This window comes from Janthinobacterium sp. GW456P (genome assembly GCF_002127655.1).
GTDB lineage: Bacteria > Pseudomonadota > Gammaproteobacteria > Burkholderiales > Burkholderiaceae_D > Janthinobacterium.
Window position 1 is genome coordinate 1 of sequence record NZ_NEHB01000017.1, and the last position, 12,216, is coordinate 12,216.

The 12,216-nt window shown below is 65.3% G+C and carries 11 protein-coding genes; 3 read left to right on the plus strand and 8 right to left on the minus strand.

Translation table 11 applies throughout. The annotated features are described in order from the left end of the window. Nucleotides 1-213: 213 nt before the first annotated feature. The 4 genes from ribA to CBW66_RS16860 all read right to left on the minus strand — a co-directional run bounded on the left by ribA (nt 214) and on the right by CBW66_RS16860 (nt 4,379). Entirely contained in the window at nt 214-867 is a 654-nt protein-coding gene (gene ribA / locus CBW66_RS16845) for a GTP cyclohydrolase II (RefSeq protein WP_034749940.1), read from the minus strand. A 220-nt stretch (nt 868-1,087) separates the two neighbouring features. Continuing rightward, nucleotides 1,088-3,337: a PhoX family phosphatase gene (locus CBW66_RS16850; RefSeq protein WP_086140218.1), complete on the minus strand. Its 2,250-nt coding sequence runs from the start codon at nt 3,335-3,337 to the stop codon at nt 1,088-1,090. Between the two features lie 72 nt (nt 3,338-3,409). Beyond that, nucleotides 3,410-3,631: a hypothetical protein gene (locus CBW66_RS16855; RefSeq protein ID WP_086140219.1), complete on the minus strand. Its 222-nt coding sequence runs from the start codon at nt 3,629-3,631 to the stop codon at nt 3,410-3,412. A 46-nt stretch (nt 3,632-3,677) separates the two neighbouring features. Continuing rightward, entirely contained in the window at nt 3,678-4,379 is a 702-nt protein-coding gene (locus tag CBW66_RS16860) for a pirin family protein (RefSeq protein WP_086140220.1), read from the minus strand. Between the two features lie 167 nt (nt 4,380-4,546). On the opposite strand from CBW66_RS16860, the gene CBW66_RS16865 reads away from it, so the two are divergent. Further along, complete coding sequence (locus CBW66_RS16865; protein ID WP_046683873.1) at nt 4,547-5,473, plus strand: LysR family transcriptional regulator; 927 nt, start codon at nt 4,547-4,549, stop codon at nt 5,471-5,473. Between the two features lie 154 nt (nt 5,474-5,627). Further along, a complete protein-coding gene (locus CBW66_RS16870; RefSeq protein ID WP_086140221.1) occupies nt 5,628-7,787 on the plus strand; it encodes a bifunctional diguanylate cyclase/phosphodiesterase in 2,160 nt (719 codons plus the stop codon). On the opposite strand, the gene CBW66_RS16875 is transcribed toward CBW66_RS16870, so the two are convergent. Then, a complete protein-coding gene (locus CBW66_RS16875; RefSeq protein ID WP_240513043.1) occupies nt 7,784-8,710 on the minus strand; it encodes a LysR family transcriptional regulator in 927 nt (308 codons plus the stop codon). The two genes, CBW66_RS16870 and CBW66_RS16875, sit on opposite strands and share 4 nt — an antisense overlap. A gap of 86 nt (nt 8,711-8,796) precedes the next feature. On the opposite strand from CBW66_RS16875, the gene CBW66_RS16880 reads away from it, so the two are divergent. Continuing rightward, a complete protein-coding gene (locus tag CBW66_RS16880; RefSeq protein ID WP_170932892.1) occupies nt 8,797-10,023 on the plus strand; it encodes an MFS transporter in 1,227 nt (408 codons plus the stop codon). 22 nt (nt 10,024-10,045) lie between these two features. On the opposite strand, the gene CBW66_RS16885 is transcribed toward CBW66_RS16880, so the two are convergent. The 3 genes from CBW66_RS16885 to CBW66_RS16895 are packed head-to-tail and all read right to left on the minus strand — an operon-like array spanning nt 10,046 to nt 12,109. Further along, the gene (locus CBW66_RS16885; protein WP_086140224.1) at nt 10,046-10,726 is read right to left on the minus strand and encodes a hypothetical protein; all 681 of its coding nucleotides are present in this window, start codon (nt 10,724-10,726) and stop codon (nt 10,046-10,048) included. 5 nt (nt 10,727-10,731) lie between these two features. Further along, nucleotides 10,732-11,520: a MipA/OmpV family protein gene (locus CBW66_RS16890; protein WP_086140225.1), complete on the minus strand. Its 789-nt coding sequence runs from the start codon at nt 11,518-11,520 to the stop codon at nt 10,732-10,734. A gap of 10 nt (nt 11,521-11,530) precedes the next feature. Beyond that, nucleotides 11,531-12,109 (minus strand): porin family protein, encoded by a 579-nt coding sequence (locus CBW66_RS16895; RefSeq protein WP_086140226.1) that lies wholly within the window; start codon nt 12,107-12,109, stop codon nt 11,531-11,533. Nucleotides 12,110-12,216: the final 107 nt, after the last annotated feature.

Below are 12,216 nucleotides of genomic sequence, written 5' to 3' on the forward strand. Positions count from 1 at the left end.
GGTGGCCGGCGGCGGTTTGGCGGGGGGAGTCGACGCGGTGGCGGCCGCCGCTGGTGCAGGCGCAGGCGCCGGGGCCGCGTGGGCGCCAGCGGCAGCGCACAGGCTGGCCAGCAAGCAGGCGTAGTCAGAGAATTTCATGCATCCTTTGTGCGTGAGCAGGAGCGCAGCGGGCCAGCGCCCAGGGAGGCGCGCCGCTGCGCGCCCGCCCGGGAATTACAGGGCACCGTCTTCCAGCGCCGGCGCCGTTTCCGGCGTCATCATGTGGCCCAGCTTGCTTTGCTTGGTATTCAGGTAGTGCTGGTTGAACGCATTGCGGTTGACCAGCAGCGGCACCCGTTCGGCCACCGTGATGCCCAGCGCTTCCATGGCGGCGATCTTGCGCGGGTTGTTCGTCATCAAACGCAGGCTGTGGATGCCGAATTGCGCAAACATCGGTTTGCACAGGGTGTAGTTGCGCGCGTCGGCCTTGAAGCCCAGCTGTTCATTCGCCTGCACCGTGTCGGCGCCCGCCTCTTGCAGGCGGTAGGCGCGGATTTTGTTGATCAGGCCGATGCCGCGCCCTTCCTGGCGCAGGTACAGCAAAATGCCGCGGCCTTCTTCGGCGATGCGTTTCAAGGCACCTTCGAGCTGGGCACCGCAGTCGCAGCGCTGCGAAAACAGCACGTCGCCCGTCAGGCACTCGGAATGCACGCGCGCCAGCACCGGTTCGCCGTTGCCGATATCGCCCAGCACCATGGCCAGGTGTTCCTTGCCCGTGGCGTGTTCGACAAAGGCATGCAGGGTGAACTGGGCCCACGGCGTCGGCAGTGCGCAGGAAGTCGTGTAATCCAATTCGCCTGTCGCCAGGATGTCTGCGCCGCTTTGCATGGTTGTGCTCATATAGGTAATTGTCAAAAATAAAAGGCGCGCGACACCACTCCGGTGCCGGCGCGCCTTGCCATCATACCAAAAAGCAGGGAAACGTTTTCCCTGGCTGCCATTCGGTCGTTGCAATGTCTGGTGATGATGCTTACTTAGGGGCGCTTCCTCCATTTACAAGGTGAATTGCCGGCTTTGCCTGGCGGACGGCGCCGCCAGGCACGGGACATCAGCTGCCGATGCGGCCGCCGTCGTTCTTGGTGATCACGATGGTGGCCGAGCGGGGGCGCTTGCCGGCGCCATAGCCGGCGTTGGCCGGCCATTGGCTCGTGTATTTGGACGGGTCGCCGATATTCGCCAGCGCCGTGTTTTCGCCCGGATGCTGGATGTTGATGAACATGGTCTTGCCGTCAGGCGTTTCGCTGATGCCCGTGATTTCCGAGCCGACCGGCCCCACCAGGAAGCGCTTGAGCGTGTCGGCGCTCGGTTTCTTGCCGATGAAGGTGTCGACCGCCAGGTTGCCGCCGGCCGCCGTGGCGTAGTTCAGGGTGGATTTGGCGCCGTCGCCGACCTTGCCGGGAATGGCCGCCAGCATCATGCAGTTGGTCACGTCCGTGTACGCGCCATCGTCGGTCTGGATCCAGCAGATGCCCGTGTAGGGACTGAAGGCCAGGCCGTCCGGGCTCGAGAAATCCTGGTCTGCCGTCAGGTTCGACAGGTTGATCTTGCTGGCGTCGGCGCCGCTCTCGGCGCCAAACAGGTAGACGTCCCAGGTAAAGCTGGTGGCCGCGGCCGCGCCCGTGCCTTCCTTGAAGCGGATGATATGGCCGTTCGGGTTGCCGTTCTGCGCGCTGCTGCCCTTCATGTCCGTGTAGGCGCGCGGGTTGGCGCTGTCGGGCGCCAGCTGCGACGAGCCGCTCGGGTTGACGGTGCGGTTCGAGTTGTTGGTCAGCGTGTAGTAGATCTCGCCGTTGGCCGGGTTGACCGAGCACCATTCCGGACGATCCATTTTTGTTGCGCCCACGGCGTCGGCCGCCAGGCGGGCATTGACCAGCACGTCGGCCAGGTCGGCGAACTTGTAGCCGGCATAGGCCTGGATCTGCGCGTTCGACAGGGACAGCTCGATCCACTGGCCCGTGCCGTCGGCGGCCAGCTTGGCCACGTACAGCTTGCCCGAATCGAGGTATTTGTCGCCGGTGGCGATACGATCAAGCGGGTTGGCGTCCGCCGCGGCCCAGACGGCCGTCGTGACGAATTTGTAGATGTATTCGTTGCGCGAATCGTCGCCCATGTAGACGGCCAGCTGCTGGCCCACGGCCGGCACGCTGAAGGCGGCGCTTTCGTGCGCGTAGCGGCCCAGCGCCGTGCGCTTGCGGATCGGGCGGGTCTTGTCGTACGGGTCCATCTCGACGATGTAGCCCATGCCGTTCAATTCATTGCGGTAATCGTCGCTGCCATCGGCGGATGCGCCGATCTTGCTCAGATTCCAGCGCGCGTATTTGTCGTCGCTGCCGCCCGTTTCCCAGCCGTGGCGCGAGGCGCCGCCCTGGCTGCGGCCATAGCGGTTCAGCGACACCACGGACTTGTCGCCGCGCGCCGCGTTGTCGGTGGCCGAGCGCGTGAAGTAGCCGGCCCAGTTTTCTTCGCCGGACAGGTAGCTGCCCCAGGGCGACTTGCCCGTGCCGCAGTTGTTGATGGTGCCGCGCGTCTTGGTGCCGGTCGGCGAATACTTGGTCACCACGAGGGCGTTGCCGCGCACGGGGCCGGCAAGCTCGATGTCCGTCAACGGCGTGACGCGGCGGTTGAAGGCCGAATCGTTGACGGTGGCCCAGGCGCTGCCGGTTTTTTTGACTTCCACCACGCTCAGGCCGTGGACGGCCACTTCCTTGTCGACTTCGGCGGCGGGGCGCGGCAGCGTGGTGGTGCCGCCATTCACGTGCAGGAAGTGCGACGACAGTTTTTCATCGGTCGTCGCTTCGTGGTTCATCGCCAGCAAGCCCCGTTCGGCGCCGGAGGCCAGCGGCGCGCCGGCGGCGGACAGGCCGTAATACTCCATGCCGTCGTGGTGGTCGCCGGCGCGGTTGTCGAAATCGGTATCGCTGCCGTCGTTCTTGTATGCTGGCGTGGCTGCGCGCAGCGAGTCGCCCAGCGCATACAACGCGGTGGCCGTATAGCCGGCCGGCACCGACACGACGTCGGCCAGGCTTTTCGGCACGGCCGTGAAGGCCAGCAGTTTTTCAGGCGTCGGCGTTGGCGTTGGCGTCGGCGTGACGGCCGCCGCATCGCTGCCGCCGCCACAGGCGGACAGACCCATCGACCCCATGACGGCGGTAGCGGCCGTGACGGCGCTGCCGCGCAGCCAGTTGCGGCGGCTCAGGCGGGCATTCAGGATGCTGTTGAAATGGTTGTCGTGGGACTCTGTGCTGTCAATGTCGTGCAGATCGGTGGCGCCGAGGGCCAGATCGTTGGGCTTGTTCATGGGCTGCGATGTCCTGTGGTTGCGTGATTTAAAGGCAACCGCATGATAGTCAGCGTTTGTGACGGCGCCATGTCAGCCTGATGACAAAATGGTGACAGGCTGCCGCCGCAGGACGTATTTGACCTGGCGAAGACCGCGCTGCGCCAGCAGCCGCATGCCGCCGAAGATGGACAGGTTCTTCAGGAGGTTCGTCAGTTGGTCCTGGAAGTGGGGCGGGCGAGCGCCGCCGGCCACTTCCAGGATGATCACGCCCACCAGCAAGATGTTGGCGATAGGCAAGTTCAGCCTGGCCATGTCGCTGGCGCAAAGCGCGACGCGCAGCAGGTTTGGCCAGGCACCATCATTTAGGCAGGTCGAACAGCAGGAATTCCGCGTCTTCCGGCTGGGTAATGATCACGGCCGCTTCCTGCGTCAGCTTCAGCGCATCGCCCGCTTTCAAGGGCGTGCCGTTGACGACCAGGCTGCCGCGGATCAGGTGCACATAGGCGAGGCGGCCTTCGTCCAGCGCATGTTCCACTTGCTCGCCTTCCTGCAGGATGCTGGCGTAGATGGCCGCATTCTGGTGGATCAGCACGGAACCCTGGCGGCCGTCGCCCGAGGCGATCAGGCGCAGCTTGCCCCGTTTGCTTTCCGGCGTGAAGTGTTTCTCTTCATAGCTGGGGGGAATGCCCGTCACGTTCGGCTGGATCCAGATCTGCAGGAAGTGCAAGCCATCCGTGTTTGAATGGTTGAACTCGCTGTGACGCACGCCGTTGCCGGCGCTCATGCGCTGCACATCGCCGTAGTGCAGCACGGAACCGGTGCCCATGCTGTCCTTGTGCTCGAGCGCGCCGTCGAGCACATACGAAATGATTTCCATGTCGCGGTGGCCGTGGGTGCCGAACCCCTGGCCTGGCGTGACGCGGTCTTCATTGATCACCAGCAGGGGGCCAAAGCCCATGTGCAGCGGATCGTGGTAGCTGCCGAAGGAAAAGCTGTGGTGGGAATTGAGCCAGCCGTGGTTGGCGGCGCCGCGTTCTTCGCTATGACGAATCTGTAACATGGTGGACTCCGTTTCTAAAGGTTAATGTGCGATAATTTCGAAGGACCGTTGCCTGGCGCTATGCCGTGGCTTCTTTTCTGCCCTTCGCTGTACGATGAACAAAGTATAGGCGCCCATGCAGAGAAAGAAAAACGGAAAATCTTGCGACCTATGATCGAAAATATCGAATGTTAAGACTGAGCCTGGAAGCCCTGCAAATCGTCGACGCCATCGACCGCCGCGGATCGTTCTCGTCGGCCGGCAAGGAGTTGCATAAAGTCCCGTCCACCATTTCCTATACGGTGGCCAAGCTGGAAGACGACCTGGGCGTGCAGGTGTTCCAGCGCAATGGCCCGAAAGTCATGCTGACGGCGGCGGGGCAGGAATTGCTGAAAGAGGGGCGCTATCTGCTGAAGGCGGCGCAGGACCTCGAGCACCGCGTGCGCAGGGTGGCGTCCGGCTGGGAAACGGAATTGTCCATCGGCATCGATTCCATGTTTTCCGCCGTGGCCCTGGCTGACGACGTGCGCGCCTTTTACGACGTGGCGCAGCAGACGCGCCTGCGCCTGTCGCAAGACACCTTGTCGGGCACCTGGGAAGCGCTGCTGGACCGGCGCGCCGACCTGCTGGTGGGCGCGCCCGGCGACGGGCCGGCCGGCGGCGGCTATATCGCGCAGCCGATCGGCATGCTCGACTTCGTCTTTACCGTGGCGCCCACGCATCCGCTGGCGCAGGTGCAAGAACCCTTGTCGCGCGGCCATTTGCAGCAGCACCGGGCCGTGGTGGTGGCCGATTCGGCGCGCCAGATGGCGCCGCGCACGGTGGGGCTGCTGCTGGGGCAAGATGCCTTGAGCGTGCCGAACATGCAGGTCAAGTTCGATTATCAGGTGCTGGGCCTGGGCTTTGGCTTCCTGCCGGGACCGTGTGCGCGCGCCGCCATCGCGCGTGGCTTGCTGGTGGAAAAGGCCGTGGAAGAGCCGAAACCGTCGGAAACGTTTTATCTGGCCTGGCGCGTGGGCGAGGATGGCGCCGCACTGCGCTGGTGGATGGCGCGCATGCGCGAACCCGATGTGTTTGCCCGCCTGGCGCAGCATCTGCCGGGCCATTCGGCGTAGGTCTTAAAATGTTGACATACGCCAACACTTTTAAGTTACCATATTCACAGTATTTCCCGCCCGACCTCCACGCCCCACAGGGGGATTTTGATGATTACACACACCGCAGCGCCCCTGATACCTTCCCCTGACCTGGTCCAAGCGTGGGGTTGCCATGCTTGAGGCGAAGGTCGCGCTGTGCCTGCGTCTGGCCCAGGATGCCCGTGAACAGGCGGGGCTGCAGCAGGCCGCCACCCTGGCGCGGCTGGAGGAGGAACTGGAGCGGCTGCGCGGCGCCAGCCGGCCCGTGGTGCGCGTGGCGCCCCCTGACGCCTTGCTGGAAATCGATCCCGATGGCTTCTTGATCGGCTGGAACCATGGCGCCGAACAGATGTTCGGCTATTCCGAACTGGAAGCGCTGGGCCAGCACATCCTGTTTTTGTATCCGGAAGACGACGCGGAAGCGAGCGTGCTGGAGCTGCATTTCACCCAGGGCGACGTGGCCACCGATGTGCGCCGGCGCAAGAAGTCGGGCATGGTGACGTGGCTGCGCATGCACCGCCACGTGATCCACGACCAGGCGGGCAAGGGCTGCGGCATGGCCGTGCGCCTGTCGGCCATGAGCGAGCCGCTGTCCGACGTTGACAAGGTCCGCTTGCACGCCCGCATCATCGAAGACAGCGAGCAAGCCGTGCTGATCACGGATGCGGAAGAGCGCATCGTCTCGATCAACAGCTCGTTTTCCCGCATCACCGGCTATTCGCCGGCCGAAGCCATCGGCCGCACGCCGGACTTGCTGCGCTCGGGCGTGCACGACCCGGATTTCCGCGCCAAGGTGCGCGCCGCCATGCGCGGTCACGGCTCCTGGCGCGGCGAAATCATCGGCAAGCGCAAGAATGGCGAACTGTTCCCGCAAGACGTCACCATCAGCGTCGTGCGCGACGAATTCGGCGAAATCAGCCATGTATTTTCCCTGTTTTCCGATATCTCGGTGCACAAGGATGCCGAGGCGCGCATGCAGCGCATGGCCAACTACGACAGCTTGACGGGCTTGCCCAACCGCTGCCTGCTGAACCAATTGGTCGACCAGGGCCTGGCGGAAGCGAAACGCCAGGGCACGCACGGTGCGCTGATGGTCATCGACATCAGCCGCATCGGTTCCATCAGCGACACCTTGGGACATGAAGTGGGCGACCAGCTGGTGATCGCCATCGGCCAGCTGTTCCGTGGCGCCCTGCGCGACGCCGATATCCTGGCGCGCGTCGACAACAGCAAATTCGTCGTGGCGCTGCTGCACATCGAAAAGCGCGAACACGCGGCGAATGTGGCGCAAAAGCTGCTCAACCTGTTGGAGGCGCCGATCAATATCGATGCGCACGCGCTGCATGTGGGCGCCAGCATCGGCATCACCGTGTATCCGGAAGACGGCCTGGAAGCGCCGGCCCTGTTCCGCTTTGCCGACGTGGCCGTGGCCAAGGCGGGGCAGACCATCGAATCGACCTTCCTGTTCTATCGCGAAGACATGAACCGCAGGGCCAAGGAGCATCTGCGCCTGGAAAGCGAAATGCGTTTGGCGCTGGGCGACAAGGAGCTGGAATTGCATTACCAGCCGAAAGTGAGCCTGGCCAGCGGACGCATCGTGGGCGCGGAAGCCTTGCTGCGCTGGAAGCATCCGATGCGCGGCATGGTTTCGCCCGGCGTCTTCATCCCCGTCGCCGAGGAAACCAGCCTGATTTTGGAGCTCGGCACCTGGGTGCTGGACGAGGCCTGCCGCCAGATCCGCAGCTGGGAAGACCGGGGCCTGCACATGCCGGCCATCGCCGTCAACCTGTCGGCGCGCCAGTTCGATGAACAGTTGCCGGCGCGCATAGCGGCCGTACTCGAGCGCTACCAGGTGCGGCCCGAGCAGATCATGCTGGAAATCACGGAAAGCCTGTTGATGCGCGGCGCCGACAAGGTCATCGGCATCATGAACCAGCTGGTGGCCATGGGACTGGCGCTGGCGCTGGACGATTTCGGCACCGGCTATTCCAGCCTCGCCTACCTGAAGAAATTCCCCATCAGCACCTTGAAAATCGACCGCTCGTTTGTCATCGGCTTGCCGTTCGAGGAAAACGATTGCGCCATCGCCCGCGCCATCGTCACCATGGCGCAGCAGCTGCGCCAGGAAATCGTCGCCGAAGGGGTGGAAACGGCCGAGCAGATGCGCTTCCTGCGCGAACTCGGTTGCGACCAGCTGCAAGGCTATCTGTTCAGCCCGGCCGTGCCGGCGGCGGAATTCGAGCTGATGCTGGGCGAGGGGCGGCAGTTGCGCCTGGGCGAGGCCGTCGTTTAAGGCAAGCCCAGCTTGACCTTTTCCAGCAAGTAATCGAGCATCACGCGTACCCTGGCCGGCACCTGCAGGCCCGGTCCCACGAAGACGGCGTGCACGAGTTCCTTGTCGCCCGGATTGTAGTCCTGCAGCACGGGGATGAGTTGGCCTTGCTCGATGTCGCGCTGCACATGCTGGCGCGAAAAGCGCCCGAGACCCATGCCCGCCAGCACCAGCTGGCGCATGCTTTCACCATCGCTGACGCAGGTATTGCCCTGCGGCGTCACCTGCACGGTGTTGCCCGTCTCATCGCGGAAGGGCCAGGTTTCGTTCTGGCAGCGGAAGTTGAAGGCCAATAAATTGTGTTCGGATAATTCCTGCGGCGTGCGCGGCAAGCCGTGGCGCGCCACGTAGGCGGGTGCGGCGACGACGACCATCGTATCTTCGCCGAGTTTACGCGCCACCAGGTTCGATTCCTTCAGCTGGCCCGTGCGGATGGCGATATCGGTGCGGTCTTCCAGCAGGTCGACGATGGCGTCGCTGACGACGACGTCGAGCACGATGTCGGGATAGCGCTGCGCGAACTCGGGCAGGATGGGCAGCAGCTGGCGCACGCCGAACGGCACGAAACAGTTGATGCGCAAGCGCCCGCGCGGCGCGGCGCCCTGCGATGCTTCGCGCTCGGCGCCATCGATATCGTCGAGGATGCGCTTGCACTGGATAAAAAAGGCGTCGCCCTCGGGCGTGGTGTGCAGCTGGCGCGTGCTGCGCTGGAGCAGCCGGGCGCCGAGCCGCGCTTCCAGGCGATTGACGAGTTTGCTGATGGCCGACGGCGTCAGGGCCAGGCGGCGCGCGGCGGCGGAAAAGGCGCCCGTTTCCACCACGGCCACGAACACGGCCATCTCAAACGCGCGGTTGATGTCTTGCCTGGCCATTATTGAATCCATTTCATAGGTGTTTCCATTATGAGAGTCTATATCAAAAGTATTTATCCCGATACACTGGCCCGCTTGAACGATTTGTTGGAGCCATCATGACCACCGCACCCCCTGTTTCCCCTCCCGCCAGCCGCATGCCGCCTGGCGTCCTGGCGCTGGCCGTCGGCGCTTTTGCCATCGGCGTGACCGAATTCATCGTCGTTGGCATCCTGCCGGCCATCGCCAAGGATCTGCATATTTCCATCGAATCGGCCGGCTCGCTCGTCAGCCTGTATGCGCTGGCGCTGGCCATCGGCACGCCGCTGCTGGTGCTGCTGATGTCGCGCCTGCCGCGCAAGGCGGCCCTGCTGGCGCTGATGAGCGTGTTCCTGGCCGGTAATTTGCTGGCCGCCTTGTCGCATACGTTTGAGTTCTTGCTGCTGGGGCGTGTCATCACGGCCGTGGCGCACGGCACCTTCTTTGCCATCGGCGCCACCGTGGCCGCCAGCCTGGTCGCCAAGGCGCAAGCGGGCAGGGCGATTTCCGTGATGTTCGCGGGACTGACCCTGGCCATGGTGATCGGCGTGCCGCTCGGCAGCTTCCTCGGCAACCTGATGGGCTGGCGCCTGCCGTTCTTTGCCGTCGTCGTGCTGGCTGCGCTGGGATTGGCCGCCATGGCGCGCTGGCTGCCTGCCGGTTTGCAGCAGGGCAAGGGCGGCAAGGCCATGACGCAGCTGGCGGCCCTCGGCAGCGGCCCTATCCTGACGATGATGGCGGTGACCACGTTCGGTTTCGGCAGCAGCTTTGCCGCGTTCACGTTTATTACGCCCATCCTGACGGATGTGACGGGTTTTTCCGCCAGCATGGCCAGCGCCCTGCTGATCGTGTTCGGCGTCGCCACCTTTGCCGGCAACCTGGCGGGCGGCTACCTGACCAGCCACCTGGGCTGGCAAAAGGCGCTGCGATTGATGCTGCTGTTGCTGGCCGCTACGCAAGCGGGCGTGGCCTTGAGCATCAGTTCGCCCTGGATGATGACGGTGATGCTGTTCGTCTGGGGCGTGTTCGCCTTCGGCCTGTCGCCCGCCTTGCAGGCCGGCATGCTGGCGACGGCCGAGCGCTATACGCCGCAGGCCGTCGATTTCGCTTCCGGCCTGAATATTTCCGCGTTTAATCTCGGCATTTCCTTCGGTTCCATGCTCGGTGCGCTGATGGTCTCGCGCCAGCTGATGGCATCGTCGCCTTGGGCCGGCGTGGCCGCCGCGTTGCTGGCCTTGCTGCCGCTGGCCTGGCTGGCGCGCCGCAAGCTGGCCGCCCATGTGGCCGGGGCGGGCGCGCCGCATTGAGTCCGGCCCCGTGCGGCCCCGCTTATTCCAGCAGCGCGGCGATCGCCAGCGGCGTGGCGCTGGTGAGTACCTGTCCCGCATCCGCATGCGCATTGAAACGGTAGGCGAAGATACGGAAACCGGCCACGGTGTCGCCGGGAAAGGCGGGGCCGTCCTGCGCCGCCAGCGCGAGCGCCGCGCCATCGCCGCCCTGGTAGCGCACCTGCGCCGCCTGCGCTCCGGGAAAGGCAAACTGCACGCCGGCGCAGCGCTTGCCGTTCGCCCCGCCTGTGGAGCGCAGGTAGGCGAGCAGCTGTTCGCAGGCCGTGCGCAGCTCGGCCGCCGCATACACGCCATCGGGGCGCGTGACGATGGAGACCCAGGCGCTCCAGCTGAGCTGTCCCGGTTTGCGGTTCCAGCTCAGCTCCGCATTGTCGTCATAGGCGGCCCTGGAGAACGGGAAAACGGCGCGGCCCAGGGCATCGAGCGGCAGCGCCAGCTGCGTGTCCTTGCCGTGCAAGGCCAGGCGCAAGCCGTCCGTGGACACACCGGCGTCGCGCGGACGCAGGCGCAGATGGTTCTGCAGGAATTGCTTGGGCTTGCCGTACTTCTCGAACCAGATCATCTGGCGGTAGGCGTCGCGATACGCGATCCAGTCGCCCGCTTCCTGCGCGCCGGCGAACGCGGGCAGCAGTGCCAGGGCGAGTAGCAGGCGTCTGAGCATGGCGCTTAAAACCGGTAGCCGAGGCCGCTGGACCAGGTGATGACGTGGCGCCGTTCGATGACGGGACTGTGGGCGGGACCGCTGCCCAGGCGCGTGCCCGTCACGGCGCTGTTGACCAGCCACTTGCTGCTCAGGGCCCAGTTCCAGTTGATGCCCGCCTCGACGGCGGTGACGCCGCCGGCCGGTCGGTAGTCGCGCGCGCCGCCGGCAGCAAAGCTGACGGCGTAGCGCTCGTCCATCACGGTGCCGCTGGCCAGCGCCACGCCGGCCGACAAGGTTAGCGTGTGGTGGGGCGCCAGCGAGGGCAGGGTCTTTTGCAGGCCGAGCTGGCCGCGCCAGCCGCGCGCGCTCGTGTCGTACAGCAGCGTCGACGAGACGCGCGTCCGCTCGTCCAGGTAGTAGCCATAAAAGCCGCCCACGTCGGGCGATCCCTCGATGCGCCGCGTGCCGCGCAGGCGCCGGCCATCTTCCGGATCGCGCGCGTTGCTGGCGGCCAGCAGCGGGCCGTATTCGACGCCCGGCGTGGCCGACAGGTGCATGCCCGCCACGCCGCTGGCCGAGACGAACACGCCATTGCTCCACTGAACTTGCAGCAGCGGCCGCAGCACGGCGCCGCGCGGCGCGCCATCGTCCGTCGCGGAGCTGCCCGTGACAGCCGCTCCCACGTACATGTCCCTGCTGCCGTCGGGCATCATCAGCGCGCCGCTGCCGTCGGCCAGCGCCGGGCCGCAGGCGGCCAGCAGCAGCGCCATTGGCAGGAGCGGGGAGGAGGTACGGGGAGCGAACGTGTTCATGTCTTCCTTTTTAAAAGCCGAAGCGCACGCCGAGCGCCAGGCGGTTCATGCTGGCATCGAAGCCCTCGTGTCTGACGCTGGGCGCATGCTCCCATTCGAGCTGCAGCGCCACGTCTTTGCTGATCTGGTAGGCCGCGCCCACGCTCGCGTACAGGCCCGTCTTGCTGGCCGATTCGCCCGGCGGCGCATTCTTGCCGTCGATGGCGAATTTGACGCGGCTGTGCGCCACGCCGGCCTTGGCGAATAGCGACCAGTCCTCGTCCAGGCGCCAGGTGCCGCACGCCGCCAGGTAGGCGGCGCTGGCGCGCACCTCGAGCCGGTAGCCGGGATCGAGATCGAAGCGCGTCGCGCCGCCGCTGGCGCGGTAGCCGCCCTCCAGTGCCCAGGCCGGCGCCAGCGCGTAGCCGGCGAAGACGCCGAATGGCACGGCCTTGCCGCTGGCGCCGCGCTGGCTCGTCGCGCCGCCGTTGGCAAGCTCGATCTTGCCGTCGCTGGATGGGCTGACGTTGGCGCCCAGGTACAGGCCTTCGGCATGGGCCATCGAGGTCGCGGCAAGGGCCAGCAGGGTGCTGCATGCAAATTTTTTCATGTTCGGATTCCGGTTGAAGTAGGAGCCATGAATGTTAGGCAAACCTCGCCCCGGAATCCGCCTGTGTTTGTCCTTGAATTGTCCGCAATTTGTAGGCCGCGTTTGTA

Bases quoted from the DNA above. Each gene is read 5' to 3' on its own strand.
- CBW66_RS16885 (WP_086140224.1), bottom strand. From the start codon at position 10,726: ATGCTCAGACGCCTGCTACTCGCCCTGGCACTGCTGCCCGCGTTCGCC.
- CBW66_RS16880 (WP_170932892.1), top strand. From the start codon at position 8,797: ATGACCACCGCACCCCCTGTTTCCCCTCCCGCCAGCCGCATGCCGCCT.
- CBW66_RS16890 (WP_086140225.1), bottom strand. From the start codon at position 11,520: ATGAACACGTTCGCTCCCCGTACCTCCTCCCCGCTCCTGCCAATGGCG.
- ribA (WP_034749940.1), bottom strand. From the start codon at position 867: ATGCAAAGCGGCGCAGACATCCTGGCGACAGGCGAATTGGATTACACG.
- CBW66_RS16870 (WP_086140221.1), top strand. From the start codon at position 5,628: ATGCTTGAGGCGAAGGTCGCGCTGTGCCTGCGTCTGGCCCAGGATGCC.
- CBW66_RS16860 (WP_086140220.1), bottom strand. From the start codon at position 4,379: ATGTTACAGATTCGTCATAGCGAAGAACGCGGCGCCGCCAACCACGGC.
- CBW66_RS16865 (WP_046683873.1), top strand. From the start codon at position 4,547: ATGTTAAGACTGAGCCTGGAAGCCCTGCAAATCGTCGACGCCATCGAC.
- CBW66_RS16850 (WP_086140218.1), bottom strand. From the start codon at position 3,337: ATGAACAAGCCCAACGATCTGGCCCTCGGCGCCACCGATCTGCACGAC.
- CBW66_RS16855 (WP_086140219.1), bottom strand. From the start codon at position 3,631: ATGGCCAGGCTGAACTTGCCTATCGCCAACATCTTGCTGGTGGGCGTG.
- CBW66_RS16895 (WP_086140226.1), bottom strand. From the start codon at position 12,109: ATGAAAAAATTTGCATGCAGCACCCTGCTGGCCCTTGCCGCGACCTCG.
- CBW66_RS16875 (WP_240513043.1), bottom strand. From the start codon at position 8,710: ATGGATTCAATAATGGCCAGGCAAGACATCAACCGCGCGTTTGAGATG.